Source organism: Saccharomonospora sp. CUA-673 (assembly GCF_001942305.1).
GTDB lineage: Bacteria > Actinomycetota > Actinomycetes > Mycobacteriales > Pseudonocardiaceae > Prauserella.
The window spans coordinates 53,964-69,528 of the sequence record NZ_MKKE01000055.1; the positions used below are offsets into that span (position 1 = coordinate 53,964).

Genomic DNA, 15,565 nt, shown 5'->3' on the forward strand with positions numbered 1-15,565 from the left:
CCAAGGGCCCCATAGTTGCGTTCAACGCGACTATGCCCTTGGGAGTAGTCACCGTGGGTCATCGGCGTACCTCCAGGCGCGGGTCGAAACGGTCGCGGAGGCCGTCGCCGAGGAGGTTGAAGCCGAGGACGGCGACGGCGATGGCGATGCCGGGCACGAGGGCCAGCCGGGCGTCGACGGCGAGCAGTTCCTGCGACTCCTGCAGCATCCGGCCCCACGACGGGGTCGGCGGGGCGGTGCCGAAGCCGAGGAACGACAGTGCCGCCTCGGCGAGCACGGCGATCGCGAACGACACCGACGCCTGCACGACGACCATGCCGGAGATGTTCGGCAGCACGTGCCGCCACGCGATCCACGTCCGCGACCGGCCACCGGCCCGCGCCGCCAGGGTGTACTCGCGGGAGAGCACCTGCAACGTGCCGGCCCTGGCGACCCGAGCGAACGAGGGCACGGTGGACACGCCGATCGCGATCATCGCCGTCAACGTGCTGGCCCCGTAGACGGCGCCGAGCATGATCGCCAGCAGCAGCGCGGGGAACGCGAGGACGAGGTCGCTGGTGCGCATGACGAGTTCGCCGAGCCAGCGCGGACCCATGGCCGACAACACGCCGAGCGGCACGCCCACCGCGGCGGCGAGGCCGACCGCGACGATGCCGACGTACAGCGTGGTGCGCGCGCGACCATCAGCTGGCTGGCGACGTCGCGGCCGAACTTGTCGGTACCGAGCAGGTGGTCGGCGGTCGGGCCGAGCAGGCGCACGCTCGCGTCCACGGCGAGCGGGTCATGGGGCGTCCAGGCGAACGAGACGAGCGCGATCGCGACGACGATGCCGACGAGGACCGCCCCGGAGACGAGGTTCCCGCGCATCACGACCTCCTCAGCCGAGGGTCGAGGACCGTGTAGGCGACGTCCACGAGGAAGTTGACCAGCAGCACGCCGACGACGAGGACGAGCACGATCGCCTGCACGGTCAGCAGGTCGCGCGCGGCGACGGCGTCGAGGAGCATGCTGCCGAGCCCTGGCAGGACGAACACCCGCTCGATCACGACGGCGCCGACGAGCAGCGTCGCCAGTTGCAGGCCGAGGACGGTGACGACGGGGACGGCGGCGTTGCGCAGTCCGTGCCGCACGAGCGCGGCCCGCGGGCGCAGCCCCTTGGCGCGGGCGGTGCGCAGGAAGTCCTCGCGTTGCACGTCGAGCACGGCCGACCGCACGTACCGGGTGAGCACCGCGCCCTGCACGAGTCCGAGCGACACGGCGGGCAGGATCAGCCCGCGCAGCCAGTCGCCGACGTCGTAGGCCGGTGGGGTCCAGCCGCCGGAGGGCAGCCAGCCGAGCCGGACGGCGAAGATCTGTACAAGAATGATGCCGGCCAGGAACGCCGGCACCGCGACGCCCAGCTGCGCGCCGGCCGACACGACCGCGCCGCTCGGCCTGCGGTGCCGCACGGCGGCGAGCACGCCCATCGGCACGGAGATCAGCAGTGCGATGAGCATGCCGGCGCCGACCAGCCACAACGTGACGCCGAGCCGGTCGATCAGCTGCGGGCCGATCGGTTCGCGCGTGACGTACGACGTGCCGAAGTCGCCGGTGAGCAGACCGCCGACCCAGTCGAGGTACTGCGTGACGAGCGGCCGGTCGAGGCCGAACTGCTGCCGGGTCTGCTCGACGAGTTCCGGGGTCGCGTTGACGCCGAGCGCCACCTGCGCCGGATCGCCCGGCAGCACGGCCATGAACGCGAACACCACGATCGACGCGGCGATCACGCCGGCGACGAAGATCCCCGCCCTGCGCGCGAGCGGCCACACCGCGCTCATGGCTGCCCCCTGCGCAGCTGCGTCAGGTCGAACGACTCGCTCACCTGGTTGCGGGTCAGCCCCTGCACCTCGTTCTTGGCGACGACGATGTTCGGGTACAGGAACAGCCAGTTCGCCGCGGCGTCGTCGGACAGGGTGCGGGCGACCTCGCGCATCGCGGCGACGTGCCGCTGCGGGGAGGCGGTGTCGGCCTCGGCGAGCAGGTCCTGCACGCGCCGGCTGTCGTAGCCCCAGTAGAACTCCGGATCGCCGAACGTGACGATGTCCTGCGGTTCGACGTGCTGGACGATCGACAGGTCGTAATCGCCGTCGGTGAACACCTGCTGCAACCACACGGCCGGGAAGTCGAGCGGTTCGATGTCGACCTGCACGCCCACCTTCGCCAGGTCCGAGGCGACGACCTGCGCCGAGGACACCGCGTACGGCAGGTTGGCGATGCGCAGGGTCAGCCGCAACGACTCGTGGCCGGCCTCGGCGAGCAGGTGCCGCGCCCGCTCGGGGTCGTGCGGGTACTCACCGGACAGGTCCTCGAACCACGGATCGGTGGGCGCGACCATGCTGCCGATCAGGTCGCCGCGCCCGCCCCAGGCGGCGTTGAGCAGGGCCTCGCGGTCGATCGCATACGTCAGCGCCTGCCGCACGCGCACGTCGTCGAGCGGGGCGCGGCGGTTGTTGTAGGCGAGCACGACCTCACCGTTGGTCGTGCCCTGCAGCACGCGGAACCGGTTGTCGGCCTCGAACTGCGGCAGCGAGTCCGGCGCCGTGACCCCGGAGATGACGTCGATGCCACCGGACAGCAGCGCGTTGTTCAGCGCCGTCGCGTCGGCGTAGTACTTGAGCACCACCGTGCTGTATTCCGGCGCCGGCCGCGTGTACTCGGGATTGCGGGTCAGCACGACGGAGTCGCCGCGGCGTCGGCTGTCGACGTCGTAGGGCCCGGTGCCGACGGGATCGTTCGCGAGGTTCTCGACGCCGCTCGGGTCGAACATCGCGCCGATGCGGGTGGTCATGGCGCGCAGCCACGAGTTGCTCGGCTCGCTCAGCACGACGCGCGCATGGTGGTCGTCGACCACCTCGACCCGGTCGACCACGTCCATCGCCGACTTCAACGAGATGGTCCAGTCCTGTTGGACCTGCTCGATGGAGAACTTGACGTCGGATGCGGTGAACGGTTCGCCGTTGCTGAACCGCGCGTCGGGGCGCAGCCGGAAGTCGTAGACGGTGCGGTCGTCGCTGACGGTCCACGACTCGGCCAGCAGGCCCTGGATGTCGCCGTTCTCGTCGACCTTCACCAGCGTCTCGTAGACGTTGTAGAGCAGCGCCTGCGGGATCGCGACGCCGTCGGTGGTGGTGAAGTCGAAGTTCTGCGGTTCGGCGGTGAAGCCGACGGCCAACGTCGACGGATCGTCGCTGACCATCGCCGTCGACCCGGCGGTGCACGCCGAGAGGGCGAACGCCGCCGCGGAGGCGAGCGCCACCGCACCTCGGTGTCGAAACCGTGCCATGGCGCGCCTCCCGTGGTGCCGGGGCCTCTCGACGTGATCAAGAGTTCGATGAGGTTTACACCACGGGAGACGCCGGTCAAGACCTCACGAGGTTTGGGCGGTTTCGCCGGCGAGCGCGGATTCGAGGTCGCGCCACAGGTCGGCGGGGTCCTCGAGGCCGACGCTCAGGCGCAGCAGTCCGGCCGGGACGTGCGCGTCGCCGGGCAGGTGCGCGCGCCGTTCGATCGTGGTCTCGACGCCGCCGAGGCTCGTGGCGTTGTGGACGAGTTCGAGGGCGGCGCAGACGCGTTCGGCGGCGTCGCCGTCGGCGAGGTCGAAGGCCACCATCGCGCCCGAGCCCGGATAGCGCACGTGGGTCACGGCCGGGTGCCCGGACAGTTTGTCGACGAGGAACGCGGCGGTGGAGCTCGCCTCGGCGAGGCGCACGCCGAGGGTGCGCAGGCCGCGGAGCGCGAGCCACGACTCGAGCGTGCCGGGGGTGGCGCCGGTGCGGGTGCGCGCGTCGACGAGCGCCTGCGCCAGGTCACCGCGGTGCGGCGCGGTAACGGTGACGCCCAGGAGCAGGTCGCTGTGCCCGCCGATGAACTTGGTGACGCTGTGCACGACGACGTCGGCGCCGTGGGCGAGGGGCTGCTGGCCGAGCGGGGTGGCGAAGGTGTTGTCGACGACGGTCAGCGGCCGGCGGTCTGTTGTTTTGGCGGCAGTGTCGGCGGCGCTGAGGATGGCGTCGAGGTCCATGACGTCGAGCGTCGGGTTGGTGGGGGTTTCGAGCCAGAGGAGGTCGGCGTCGGCCGCGGCGGCGATCCAGGCGTCGGTGTCGGTGGGTTCGATGCGCCGGACGGTGATCTTGCCCTGGTTGTGGGCGTGGTCGAGGGCGCCGCGGGTGCCTGCGTAGCTGTAGACGGGTACGGCGACGGTGGCGCCGGCGGGCAGGAGGTCGAGCACGGCGGTGACGGTGGCCATGCCGGAGGCGAAGGCGGTGGCGATGCCGCCTTCGAGACTGCCGACGGCGGTTTCGAAGGCGGCCCAGGTGGGGGTGCCGACCTCGCGGGAGTAGTCGAGTCCCATGGCGCTGGCGGGGACGAGCGGGGTGTTGGCGGGTTGCCCGTCGGCTGCGGCGGGACGTCCGGCGAGGATGGCGCGGGTGCGCGCGGACCACATGTCGTTCACCGCTCCAACGGTAATGACCCCGCTCACCACCCGAACACGATGGAGTGAACCCACGCCCGCGCCCACCCACAACCCACAGTCACAACCCCACGCCGCTGAACGCAGACATCGAGGCACGAAACGCAGATCTCGGGCCCGGAGCAACAACCCCACGGCACTGACCGAAGATCTCGCGGAGAGCGAACGCACGCGACCAAGGCGACAGGGAGGGGGTCCGGGGGCGTGCCCCCGGCAGGGGTGTGGGACTCATCAGCCCAGGTCGACCCGAGCGATGGGGGTCCGGGGAACGCCCCGGGTGGGGGCCTGGGGGCTCCGCCCCCAGAAAACATGACGATGACCGATCAAACAGCGAAGGCGCCCCAGCGACAAGCATGGGGCGCCTTCGGTCGAGTGCGCGAGGTGGGAGTTGAACCCACACGTCCTTTCGGACACACGGACCTGAACCGTGCGCGTCTGCCATTCCGCCACTCGCGCGAGTGCCTCTCTGAAGCAGCTCGACTAGCGTAGCAGGGGGCGTCAGACCGTTTCACCGGCCCCGGTGTAACGGCCGGCGAACCCAGATACGATCGGTCGAGGGGAGGTCCTACAAGGGGAGGAGGTGTCCGGAATGGGCCGCGTTCAGCGTTTTGACCGGCGCCTGGAGAACCTTGTGGGCAACACCTTCGCACGGATGTTCGGCGGCAACGTCGTCACTCAGGAAGTGGCGCACAGTCTGGAGCGCGAGGCTGAGGACAATGTTCGTGAGCTCGCGGGTGGGCGGAAGCTTGCCCCGAACCACTACATCGTGTCCTTGGGTGCTCGAGATCACGACCGGATGGCGGGCGATGAACAGCGGGTCACCAGTTTGCTGGCGGATGCAGTCTCACAGCATCTGTCCGAACACGGTTGGGACACCTATGGTGACGTCGTAGTTTCGCTAGAGCGCAACGACGCGCTGCATACTGGACAGTTCAAGACCCGCTCGACCGTTGATCCCGACGTCACAGCAACATCTGGCGGGGGTCACGCACGGCCGGCACGAACCAGCGACGCAGGAGACCGAGCAATGAGCCAGCCCGGCGGCTACGGCCAGTACGACCAAGGCGACCCGTACGGCCAGCAGGGCCAGTACGGATACGGACAGGGACAGCCCGGCTATGACCAGGGTTATGGCCAGCCGGGCTACGACCAGGGCTATGGTCAGCCCGGGTACGACCAGTACGGCCAGGGTGGCTACGACCAGTACGGCCAGCCGGCTCCCGGCGGGTACGACCAGGGCTACGCGCCCCCGCCCAGCCCGCCCGGCGGCTACCCGGCCCAGCAGGCCCCGGCTCCGCAGTCGGACCCGTACGGCCAGCCCGCACAGGACCCGTACGGCGGCGGTGGCTACCCGCCGCCCGCGCCCGGCGGACCGGCCGGCGCTCCCCCGCGTGCGCTGTCGGCGGTGTTGCAGCTCGACGACGGGTCGAACCGCAACTACTCGCTCAAGCAGGGCAGCAACGTCGTGGGCCGCGGCCAGGAGGCCGATTTCCGCCTGCCGGACACGGGCGTGTCCCGGCGGCACCTGGAGATCACCTGGGACGGCCAGAGCGCGACGCTCGCCGACATCGGCTCCACGAACGGCTCGACGGTCAACGGGACACCGGTCCAGACCTGGCAGCTGGCGGACGGCGACGTGATCCGGGTCGGACACTCGTCGCTGGTGTTCCGTACCCAGGGCTGAACGGATCCGGGTTCGATCGACACTCCTCGCGGTGGACTCCCGTGAGGAGAAAGAACCCGGTTTTCCCCCAATCCCGCATGGGCCGCGGATGCGGGTCCCGCATAATAGCGGCCATGTGGGGACCCGCGGCGTGTTCGCCGTGGGGCGAGCGCGTGATGGCGGGAGCTGACAGGGCAGGTGCCGGAGTTAGTCGTACAACTCACCAGAGTGGGGTTCCTCGTCCTGCTCTGGTTGTTCGTGTTCACCGCGCTGCGCGTGGTGCGCTCGGACCTCTACGCGGCGTCCGGTCTGCGGGTCAACCTGCCCGGCATGCGACGTGGCAAGGAGAAGCAGCCGCCGCGTGGCGGGCGCAACGCGAAGATGCCGCGTCAACTGGTCGTCACGCAGGGGGCCCTGTCGGGCACCCGCATCGCACTCGACGGCAAGCCGATCCTGATCGGCCGCGCCGACGACTCCACGCTGGTGTTGGACGACGACTACGCGTCGACGCGCCACGCCCGCATCTCCCTGCGCGGAGACGAGTGGTACGTGGAAGACCTGGGCTCGACTAACGGCACCTACCTCGACCGGGCTAAGGTCACTGCACCCCTCCGAGTCCCGCTCGGCGTCCCCATCCGGATCGGCAAGACGGTGATCGAGCTTCGCCCATGACTCTCGTCCTTCGCTACGCGGCACGCAGTGACCGCGGCCTGGTGCGGTCCAACAACCAGGACTCGGTGTACGCCGGCCCCCGCCTGTTGGCGCTGGCCGACGGTATGGGCGGCCACGCCGCCGGTGAGGTGGCCAGCAAGGTGGTCATCGCGTCGTTGGCTCCGCTCGACGACGACGAACCCGGCGACGATCTGGTCAGCCAGCTCCGGGACGCCACCATCCAGGGCAATCAGGCCATCGCCGAGTTGGTGGCCAGTGATCCCGAGCTGGACGGCATGGGCACGACGCTGACGGCGGCGTTGTTCTCCGGGTCGAAGCTCGGCATGGTTCACGTCGGCGACTCGCGCGGATATCTGCTGCGGGGCGGCCAGTTCTCGCAGATCACGCGCGACGACAGCTTCGTCAACGAGCTGATCGAGCAGGGGCGTATCACCGAGGAGGAGGCGGCGACGCATCCTCAGCGTTCGCTGCTGCTCAAGGCGTTGACGGGCAACGACGTCGAACCGAGCCTGACGGTCCGCGAGGCGCGGGCCGGCGACCGGTACCTGTTCTGCTCGGACGGCCTGTCGGGCATGGTCAGCAACGAGACACTGGCCGAGGCGATGTTGATCCCGGATCCGCAGGAGTGCGCGGACCGGATGATCGAGCTGGCCCTGAAGGGCGGCGGCACCGACAACGTCACCGTGATCATCGCGGACGTGGTGGACGTCGACTACGGCGAGGACGCCCCGATCGTGGGCGGCGCCGCCGGTGACGGCACCGACGAGGCCCCGCAGGGCGACTCCCCCGCCGCGCGGGCGCGAGCGCTGACGGCGCCTCCGCAGCAGGCGAACCCGGCCCAGATCGCGCCGGCCGAACCACCGGCGGACCCGCGGGCCAAGCGACGCAAACGTATTCGCCTGCTGGTGGGCATCGGGTTGGCGCTCGTGCTGCTGGCGGCGGCGGCGATCGCGACCCGGTATTTCGTGATGGGCCAGTACTACGTGGGGGTCGGCGCGAACGACGAGGTGGTCATCTATCAGGGCATCCCGGGCAGTGTGCTCGGGATGCAGCTGAACGAGGAGGCCGAGGGGTCGTGTCCGCCCGCGTCGACGCTGTGTGAGCCGCTGCGCCTGCAGGACCTGCAGCAGGACGCGCGTGCGGCCGTGTCGAACTCGGTCAAGCGCGACGACCTCGAGGCGTCCCGGGAGTACATCGACACGCTGCGCCGCAACAATATGCTGGAGATCTGCGAGGACGAGCAGCAGCCGCAGGGCGGCGGCGTCATCGGCGGCATCGGCGAGAACCCCCGGCAGGGCGACCAGGACCAGGGCGACGAGACCGATCAGCGGCGTCCGGGCTCCGGGGACTCCGACGAGCGGCAGCAGCCCACAACGCAAGCGGGACAGGACCAGCAGCCGGGGGTGGACTGCCGTCCGGCGCCCGGCTCGGGCGGTAACTGATGGCCGCGGCCGCAGGCAACCAGGGCGCGGTCGGTCAGCAGTACACCACCAACCCACCCCGTGAACTGCCCAAACGTCGGGGCACCGAACTGGGACTTCTCGCGTTCGCCGCGGTCATCGTCACGACGGCGTTCGTGTTGGTGCAGATCAATCAGGAACAGGCGTTGTCCTGGTCGATCCTGTCCTACGGCGGGGCGTATCTGGCGATCTTCGCCGCGGCGCACCTGGCGGTGCGCTGGTGGGCGCCCTACGCGGATCCGCTGATCCTGCCGTGCGTGGCGTTGTTGAACGGCCTCGGCCTGGTGATCATCTACCGGATCGACCTGGCGCAGGCCGAGCGTGCGGCGTCGCTGGGCCAGGACTTCGGCGGCAGCGCTCCGCGGCAGGTCATGTACACGGTGGCGGCGCTCGTGCTGTTCCTCGCGGTGCTGCGGCTGATCAAGGACCACCGCACGCTGACGAGCTACGCCTACACCGCCGGTCTGGTCGGCCTGTTCCTGCTGGCGATCCCCGCGGTGCTGCCCACCTCGATGTCGGAGGTGAACGGTGCGAAGGTGTGGATCCGGACGCCGTTCTTCTCGATCCAGCCGGGCGAGTTCGCCAAGATCCTGCTGATGATCTTCTTCGCGTCGTTCCTGGTCGCGAAGCGGGATCTGTTCATGACCGCGGGCAAGCGCATCCTCGGGGTGGAGCTGCCGCGGGCCAGGGACCTCGGGCCGATCATCATCGCCGCCGTCGCGTGCCTGGGCATCCTGGTGTTCCAGCGCGACCTGGGCACGGCGCTGCTGTTCTTCGGCATCACGCTGATGATGTTGTACGTCGCGACCGAGCGGTTCATCTGGGTCGCGGTGGGCCTGAGCATGTTCTTCGCGGGCGCGGTCGTGGCGTATCAGCTGTTCACGCACTTCCAGCAGCGCGTGGTCAACTGGATGGACCCGCTGTCGACCTACGACGACCCGGGCGGCGGGTATCAGATCGCGCAGGGCCTGTTCGGGCTCGGCACGGGCGGCATGTTCGGCACCGGCCTCGGCTCGGGCAGACCGGAGATGGTGCCCGAGGCGCACACCGACTTCATCACCGCCGCGCTCGGCGAGGAGATCGGGTTCGTCGGCCTGGCGTGCGTGCTGTTGCTGTACCTGATCCTGTCGATGCGCGGGATGCGCAGCGCCCTGGCGGTGCGCGACACGTTCGGCAAGCTGCTCGGCGGCGGGCTCGCGTTCGCGATCACGCTGCAGGTGTTCGTGATCGTCGGCGGGATCACCAACCTGATCCCGATGACGGGCATCACCACGCCGTTCCTGTCTGCGGGCGGTTCGTCGCTGCTGGCGAACTACATCCTGGTGGCGCTGCTGCTGCGGATCTCCGACACGGCCCGGCGTCCGCAGCAGTCGAAGTCGCGTGGACCGGCCGCCCCGCAGAAGCCGCTGGCGCCGATCGCCGAGGCCCACACGGTCATGGTGCAGCGCCCCTCCGGCGTCGCCGTGGAGGGCGCTCCGGCGCCCGCGCCGCAGCAGGCGCCGCCGGCACCCTCGCCCGCACCCGCGCAGCAGCCGCCTCAGCCGCCGTCCGCACAGCCGCCGGCGAAGCCGTCCGCGCCGCCGCAGCAGGCGCAGACACCGCAGAAGCAACCACAATCGCCCCCGCCTCCGTCCGACAGCGAGAAGCAGGCCGGCGAGAAGCAGGGCGGCGACGAACCGGCGTGGCCGACCGACGAGGACGCACCGCAGACACGACCGAAGGGGGATGACACGCCGTGAACACACCCCTCCGGAAGGTCGGCATGGCCATGCTCATGATGATCGTGCTGCTGCTGGCCAACACGACGTACGTGCAGGTCGTCCGCGGTGACGACTACGCCTCCGACTCGCGCAACTCGCGGATCCTGTACGAGGAGTACTCCCGGGAGCGCGGCCAGATCGTGGCAGACGAGGCGGGTCAGGTGCTGGCCGGCGTCGAGCCGTCGGACAACAACTTCAACTTCAAGCGGACCTACCACAACGGTCCGATGTACGCACCGGTCACGGGCTACTACTCGATCATGTACGGCGCGGGCGGCATGGAGAACGCCGAGGACACGTTCCTCAACGGCTCCGATCCGCGGCTGTTCGTGCGCCGGCTGTCGGACATGGTCACCGGCCGGGATCCGCGGGGCGGCAACGTCCGGCTGACGATCCAGCCGTCGGTGCAGGAGGCGGCCTACAACGCCATGACCGAACGCGGCTACACCGGTTCGGTCGTGGCGCTCGACCCGAAGACCGGGGACGTGCTGGCCATGGTGTCGACGCGTCGTACGACCCGAACCGGCTCGCCTCGCACGACGGCGAGGCCCAGCAGCAGGCGTGGCAGGAGTTCTCCGAGGCCGGCGGCAACCCGATGCTGAACAGGGCGGTACGCGAGACGTACCCGCCGGGGTCGACGTTCAAGATCGTCACCACGGCCGCGGCGCTCGAGGACGGCATGGAGCCGGACGCGAACGTCACGCGCGATTCCAACGTCACGTTGCCGGGCACGCAGACGACGCTGGAGAACTACGGCGGGGCGACGTGCCAGGGCGGCACGCTGCAGGACGCGTTCCGGTACTCGTGCAACACGGCGTTCGCCGAGATCGCGGGCGGCCTGGGCGACGAGAAGCTGCGCGCGACCGCCGAGAACTTCGGCATCGGCTACGACAGCGACCTCGAGATCCCGCTCGGGGTCGTGCCCTCCAGCGTGGGCGACCTCGGCAGCCAGGCCGCGCTCTACCAGAGCGGCATCGGCCAGCTCGACGTGCGACTCACGCCGCTGCAGGACGCCCTGCTGGCCTCGACGGTCGCCAACGACGGCACGGCGATGAAGCCGAACCTGGTCAAGGCCCGGTTGGCCCCGGACCTGTCGACCATCGAGGAGACCTCCCCCGAGGAACTGACCGGAGACGAGGCGATGTCCTCGGAGAGCGCCGACGCGCTGACCGAGATGATGATCGCCTCGGAGGACAACACGCAGGGCGGCAGCAAGGACCCCGACCTGCGGATCGCGTCGAAGACGGGCACCGCCGAGCACGGCGCCGACCCGAAGAACACCCCGCCGCACGCCTGGTACACGGCGTTCGCGCCGCACGACGACCCGCAGATCGCCGTCGCGGTGATCGTCGAGTCGGGCGGCAACCACGGACTGGCCGCGACGGGTGGCACGGTGGCCGCCGAGATCGCCAGATCGACCATCTCCGCCAAGCTCGGGGGTGGCTAGATGCTGGCGTCCGGACAACTCATCGCGGAGCGCTACCGCCTCACCTCCCAGATCGCCGTCGGCGGCATGGGCGAGGTGTGGGAGGCCAGTGACACGCGGCTGGATCGCACCGTCGCGGTGAAGATCCTCAAGGCCGAGCTGTCCGGCAACGCCGAGTTCCTGCACCGCTTCCGCGCGGAGGCGAAGACGACGGCCTCGCTCAACCACCAGAACATCGCCGCGGTGCACGACTACGGCGAGACCGAGGCCGGCGAATCGGCCATCGCGTTCCTGGTGATGGAGCTCGTCGAGGGCGAACCGCTCGCCGGGATCCTGCACCGGGAGGGGCGGATCAACGCCGAACGCACCCTGGACATCCTCGAGCAGGCCGCAGCGGCACTGCAGGCCGCGCACGAACGCGGTCTGGTGCACCGCGACGTCAAGCCCGGCAACATCATGGTCACCCCGACGGGCACGGTGAAGCTGACCGACTTCGGCATCGCCAAGGCCGCCGATTCGGCGCCCGTGACCCGCAACGGCATGGTCATGGGCACCGCGCACTACATCGCGCCCGAACAGGCCCTCGGCCAGGACGCGGCGCCCGGCAGCGACGTCTACTCCCTGGCGGTGTGCGGCTACGAGTGCCTGGCGGGCCGGCGTCCGTTCCTGTCCGAGAACGCCGTGACGGTGGCGATGATGCACATCCGCGACGTGCCGCCGCCGCTGCCGCAGGACGTGCCGCCGCATGCGCGGGCGGTGATCGAGGCGACGCTCGTGAAGGACCCGCGGCAGCGGTACGCCGGCGGCGGGGAGTTCGCCGCGGCGATCGCGGCGGTGCGCGCGGGCCGGGCGCTTCCCGTTCCGTCGGGAATGACCGATTACGCCTCCCGCGCTGCGACGCCGCCCACGGGAACGGCCGTTCCTCCCGGTCAGCCCGCTACGGTGGGTCCGGGATCGCATCCGTCGATGCAGCCGGTGGCGCCCGTCTCAGCGCAGCAACCCGGCGTCATGGCCGGCGGCGGGCCCGCGTCTCACGGCATGACGCCACCTGGCATGACGAACCAGGGCGCGCATCCCCGGCAACGGCCCGCCGGGATGTGGATACTGCTCACGCTGGCGGCCGCCCTGGTCGTCGCCGTGGTGGCCGCCCTGCTCATCGTGCTGCTCGGCCGCGGCTCGGCGACACCGCCGGGTCAGGTCGACGACCGACCGGCGCCGAACGGTAACTGGTCCCACGCGGACTACGACATCCGAGACGACCGGAACAACCTGCACGACGAGCACGGGAACGAACGGAACGCAGAAGGCATGACGGGCACACCGTGGACGAAGTGGGACGGCACCGAGCAATGAGCGCACCGAGAATGCTCTCCAACCGCTACGAGCTTGGCGACACGCTCGGGTACGGCGGCATGTCCGAGGTCCACCATGCCCACGACGTGCGACTGGGCCGTGAGGTCGCCGTCAAGATCCTGCGCGCCGACCTGGCGCGCGATCCGCAGTTCCAGGAGCGGTTCCGGCGGGAGGCGCAGAACGCGGCCGCGCTGAACCATCCGGCGATCGTCGCCGTCTACGACACCGGTGAGGCCGACACCGAGTACGGCCCGCTGCCCTACATCGTCATGGAGTACGTCGAGGGCAGGACGCTGCGCGACATCGTCAAGACCGAGGGTCCGATGCCGGAGCGGCGGGCCATGGAGGTCATGGCCGATGTGTCGGCCGCCCTGGACTTCTCGCACCGGCACGGCATCGTGCACCGCGACGTCAAGCCGGCGAACGTGATGATCACCCGCGGCGGCGCGGTGAAGGTGATGGACTTCGGCATCGCGCGCGCGGTGCACGACGGCCAGGCCGCGATGACGCAGACCGCCGCCGTGATCGGCACCGCCCAGTACCTCTCGCCGGAGCAGGCGCGCGGTGAGAAGGTCGACGCGCGCAGCGACGTCTACGCCGCGGGCTGTGTGCTGTACGAACTCGTCACCGGCGATCCGCCGTTCACGGGCGACTCGCCGGTCGCGGTGGCCTACCAGCACGTGCGGGAGGATCCGAAGCCGCCGTCGGCGTCGAACCCGGAGGTCTCCCCCGAGCTCGACGCCGTCGTGCTGAAGGCGCTGGCCAAGGGGGCCGACAACCGGTACCAGTCGGCCGCGGAGATGCGTTCGGACCTGGTGCGCACGCTCACCGGGCAGCGCCCGTCGGCGCCGATGGTGATGTCGGACGAGGAACGCACCCAGGTGATGGGCGCCTCCGCCGGCGACGGGGACGAGGACGTCACCCCGTACGACGAGTACGAGGACGAGGACCGCAAGCGGCGCAGGAAGCCGTGGCTGATCGCGCTGCTGGTGTTGCTCGGCCTGGGCCTCATCGCGCTCGTGGCGTGGCTGATGGGCGCGTTCAGCAGCGAGGACGACGGCCTCCAGCCGATGCCGTCGAACCTCGTCGGCATGCAGGTGCAGGAGGCGAAACGGACCCTCAACGAGGCCGGTTTCAACAACATCAACGAGGAACGGATCACCTGCCGCGCGGGCGCCGATCCCTCCGACGACAGCACGTGCACCCCCGACCAGATCGGCAAGGTCACCTGGACCGACCCGCAGGGTGCCGAGCAGGTCAACCCGGCGGAGCAGGTGACGTTGCGCGTGGGCGCCGAACCGGAGCAGGTGCAGGTTCCCGACCTGCGCGGCATGTCGCAGTCGGAGGCCGAGGAGGCGCTCCGGGAGACCGACCTGCAGCTCGACCAGGACGTCCAGGAGACCGAGGTCAGCGACGAATCGGCCGTCGGCACGGTCGTCGCGCAGGACCCCGGCAGCGACCAGCAGGTCGAACGGGGCACGTCCGTGTCGATCACGGTCGGCATCGAACCGGCCACGATCGCCGTCGAGAACATGCAGGGCAAGCAGTTCCAGGAGGCCAAGCAACGGCTCGAGGAGCTCGGCTTCACGGTGGCGCGGGAGAACGTCGACAGCGACCAGCAGCGCGGCATCGTGGTGAACCAGACGCCGAACGCGGGCGAGTTCGAACGGGGCCACACGATCCAGCTGCAGGTCTCCAACGGCGCCAACCAGGAGATCCAGATGCCGGACCTCACCGGCATGACGGAGGGTGAGGCGAAGCAGGCGCTGCGCCAGGCCGGCTGGGAAGGCGGCGAGCCGAACGTCCAGTACGAGGAGGCCGACGAGCAGTACGCGGGCAGGGTGACCAACACCAACCCGTCGGCGGGCCAGACGATCCCCAAGAACCGTCCGGTCACGATCTACGTCGGCTCGGAGGAACAGGGCTCGCCCCCGACATCACCCACCGACACCTCGGAGGAGGACGACGACGGCATCCCCGGCTTCCCCTGACCCGTCGTAGCCCCCGAAACGGCCGCGCCGCCCACCCCGGGCCGCGCGGCCGTTCTCATACTCCGGCCGCTCAGGCGGCGGCGCGTTGCAGGGCTCGGGTGGACTCTTCGAGACGGTCGACGGTGGCTTCGTCGACGGGGTGGCCCGCTCCGGCCATCCAGTTGGCGAGCATGCGGTGGCCGCCCTGGGTGAGCACGGACTCGGGGTGGAACTGCACGCCTTCGAGGGGCAGTTCGCGGTGCCGCATGCCCATCACGATGCCGCTCTCGGTGCGCCCGGTGACCTCGAACGTCTCGTCGGAGATCGTCTCGGGCAGCACGGTCAGCGAGTGGTAGCGGGTCGCGGTGAACGGGTCGGGCAGGCCGGCGAGCACGCCGACGCCGCCGTGGTGCACCTGGCTGGTCTTGCCGTGCAGCAGTTCGGGCGCGCGGTCGACGGTGGCGCCCCACGCGACGCCGAGGGCCTGGTGGCCGAGGCACACGCCGAGCATCGGCACGCCGTCGTCGGCGCACCGGCGGATCACGTCGATGCTCTGCCCCGCGCGTTCGGGCGTGCCGGGGCCGGGCGAGACGAGCACGCCGTCGAAGTCACCGATGCGGCCTGTGTCGACGACGTCGTTGCGCCACACCTCGGGCTCGGCGCCGAGCTGCGCCAGGTACTGCACGAGGTTGTAGACGAAGCTGTCGTAGTTGTCGACGACCAGTACACGCATACCGCCAGCGTACCGGGC

General features: G+C 70.2%; 10 protein-coding genes, 1 tRNA gene and 2 pseudogenes. 7 read left to right on the plus strand and 6 right to left on the minus strand.

Features of this window, described 5'->3' with window-relative positions:
* Nucleotides 1-58: 58 nt before the first annotated feature.
* The 5 genes and pseudogenes from BJF85_RS20855 to BJF85_RS20875 form a co-directional block, all read right to left on the minus strand.
* Nucleotides 59-867 (minus strand): annotated as a pseudogene (locus tag BJF85_RS20855) (ABC transporter permease).
* Nucleotides 867-1,817 (minus strand): ABC transporter permease, encoded by a 951-nt coding sequence (locus tag BJF85_RS20860; protein WP_075849745.1) that lies wholly within the window; start codon nt 1,815-1,817, stop codon nt 867-869. The pseudogene BJF85_RS20855 and the gene BJF85_RS20860 overlap by 1 nt, the downstream one beginning before the upstream one ends.
* Nucleotides 1,814-3,322, minus strand: coding sequence for an ABC transporter substrate-binding protein (locus tag BJF85_RS20865; RefSeq protein WP_075849746.1), 1,509 nt, complete (start codon nt 3,320-3,322; stop codon nt 1,814-1,816). Before BJF85_RS20865 ends, BJF85_RS20860 begins: the two co-directional genes overlap by 4 nt.
* A gap of 84 nt (nt 3,323-3,406) precedes the next feature.
* Nucleotides 3,407-4,483 carry a PLP-dependent aspartate aminotransferase family protein gene (locus BJF85_RS20870; protein ID WP_075849861.1) on the minus strand — a complete coding sequence of 359 codons (1,077 nt, stop codon included), beginning with the start codon at nt 4,481-4,483 and terminating at the stop codon, nt 3,407-3,409.
* 400 nt (nt 4,484-4,883) lie between these two features.
* Nucleotides 4,884-4,966 (minus strand) — tRNA-Leu (locus BJF85_RS20875).
* 133 nt (nt 4,967-5,099) lie between these two features.
* Here BJF85_RS20875 and BJF85_RS20880 point away from each other — a divergent pair.
* The 7 genes and pseudogenes from BJF85_RS20880 (at nt 5,100) to pknB (ending at nt 14,835) form a co-directional block, all read left to right on the plus strand.
* Nucleotides 5,100-6,194: a DUF3662 and FHA domain-containing protein gene (locus tag BJF85_RS20880; protein ID WP_075849747.1), complete on the plus strand. Its 1,095-nt coding sequence runs from the start codon at nt 5,100-5,102 to the stop codon at nt 6,192-6,194.
* Nucleotides 6,195-6,371: 177 nt separating this feature from the next.
* Nucleotides 6,372-6,845 (plus strand): FHA domain-containing protein, encoded by a 474-nt coding sequence (locus BJF85_RS20885; RefSeq protein WP_075849748.1) that lies wholly within the window; start codon nt 6,372-6,374, stop codon nt 6,843-6,845.
* On the plus strand, nt 6,842-8,287 hold the full coding sequence (locus BJF85_RS20890) for a PP2C family serine/threonine-protein phosphatase (protein WP_075849749.1): 1,446 nt from the start codon (nt 6,842-6,844) through the stop codon (nt 8,285-8,287). The genes BJF85_RS20885 and BJF85_RS20890 overlap by 4 nt, the downstream gene beginning before the upstream one ends.
* Entirely contained in the window at nt 8,287-10,044 is a 1,758-nt protein-coding gene (locus BJF85_RS20895; protein WP_083666595.1) for an FtsW/RodA/SpoVE family cell cycle protein, read from the plus strand. The genes BJF85_RS20890 and BJF85_RS20895 overlap by 1 nt, the downstream gene beginning before the upstream one ends.
* Nucleotides 10,041-11,512 (plus strand): annotated as a pseudogene (locus BJF85_RS20900) (peptidoglycan D,D-transpeptidase FtsI family protein). Before BJF85_RS20895 ends, BJF85_RS20900 begins: the two are co-directional and overlap by 4 nt.
* Complete coding sequence (locus BJF85_RS20905; protein WP_075849750.1) at nt 11,513-12,844, plus strand: serine/threonine-protein kinase; 1,332 nt, start codon at nt 11,513-11,515, stop codon at nt 12,842-12,844.
* Nucleotides 12,841-14,835 (plus strand): Stk1 family PASTA domain-containing Ser/Thr kinase, encoded by a 1,995-nt coding sequence (pknB, locus tag BJF85_RS20910; RefSeq protein ID WP_075849751.1) that lies wholly within the window; start codon nt 12,841-12,843, stop codon nt 14,833-14,835. The genes BJF85_RS20905 and pknB overlap by 4 nt, the downstream gene beginning before the upstream one ends.
* 70 nt (nt 14,836-14,905) lie before the next feature.
* On the opposite strand, the gene BJF85_RS20915 is transcribed toward pknB, so the two are convergent.
* Nucleotides 14,906-15,547: an aminodeoxychorismate/anthranilate synthase component II gene (locus BJF85_RS20915; protein ID WP_075849752.1), complete on the minus strand. Its 642-nt coding sequence runs from the start codon at nt 15,545-15,547 to the stop codon at nt 14,906-14,908.
* Nucleotides 15,548-15,565 lie beyond the last annotated feature (18 nt).

Coding starts and splice junctions, on each gene's coding strand:
- BJF85_RS20860 (WP_075849745.1), bottom strand. CDS start 1,817: ATGAGCGCGGTGTGGCCGCTCGCGCGCAGGGCGGGGATCTTCGTCGCC.
- BJF85_RS20865 (WP_075849746.1), bottom strand. CDS start 3,322: ATGGCACGGTTTCGACACCGAGGTGCGGTGGCGCTCGCCTCCGCGGCG.
- BJF85_RS20870 (WP_075849861.1), bottom strand. CDS start 4,483: ATGTGGTCCGCGCGCACCCGCGCCATCCTCGCCGGACGTCCCGCCGCA.
- BJF85_RS20880 (WP_075849747.1), top strand. CDS start 5,100: ATGGGCCGCGTTCAGCGTTTTGACCGGCGCCTGGAGAACCTTGTGGGC.
- BJF85_RS20890 (WP_075849749.1), top strand. CDS start 6,842: ATGACTCTCGTCCTTCGCTACGCGGCACGCAGTGACCGCGGCCTGGTG.
- BJF85_RS20895 (WP_083666595.1), top strand. CDS start 8,287: ATGGCCGCGGCCGCAGGCAACCAGGGCGCGGTCGGTCAGCAGTACACC.
- BJF85_RS20905 (WP_075849750.1), top strand. CDS start 11,513: ATGCTGGCGTCCGGACAACTCATCGCGGAGCGCTACCGCCTCACCTCC.
- pknB (WP_075849751.1), top strand. CDS start 12,841: ATGAGCGCACCGAGAATGCTCTCCAACCGCTACGAGCTTGGCGACACG.
- BJF85_RS20915 (WP_075849752.1), bottom strand. CDS start 15,547: ATGCGTGTACTGGTCGTCGACAACTACGACAGCTTCGTCTACAACCTC.